This is a genomic window from Pseudomonas sp. MWU16-30323 (assembly GCF_020515595.1).
Taxonomy (GTDB): domain Bacteria; phylum Pseudomonadota; class Gammaproteobacteria; order Pseudomonadales; family Pseudomonadaceae; genus Aquipseudomonas; species Aquipseudomonas yamanorum.
The window spans coordinates 1-369 of record NZ_JAIWYM010000099.1 but is presented as its reverse complement, the minus strand read 5'-3'; the positions used below and the strand labels follow the sequence as shown (position 1 = coordinate 369).

1 pseudogene is annotated in these 369 nt (G+C 59.3%); it reads right to left on the bottom strand.

The window, feature by feature from the left end:
- Positions 1–369, bottom strand: a pseudogene (locus LIY45_RS30620) (type IV secretion protein Rhs); the annotation flags it as partial.

Below are 369 nucleotides of genomic sequence, written 5' to 3'. Positions count from 1 at the left end.
GGTAGCGCAGCGTCCCCCAGCCCTGGTGCTCGGCAGTAAGGCGGTTTTGCAGGTCGTATTCGTAGTGCAGCGGCCAATGACCGTCGTCGACGCTGAGGAGGTTGCCGAGGCGGTCGTAGGTGTAATCGACCGTGCTGCGGTCGGGCAGGGTTTTTCGTACAAGGCGACCGGCGCCGTCTCGCTGATAGCCAGTAACCAACTGACTGCCATCGTCGCCGTATTCGGTCTTTTCCAGCAGATGTCCGGCGAGATCATAAACGTAGGCAGTGCGGCGACCATCAAAGCCGGTTTCCTGCTGGATCAGGCCGTTGGTGTGGTACTCAAGCCGGTAGGTTTCCCCCACCTCGTTTTCAATCTCGGTCAGTAACA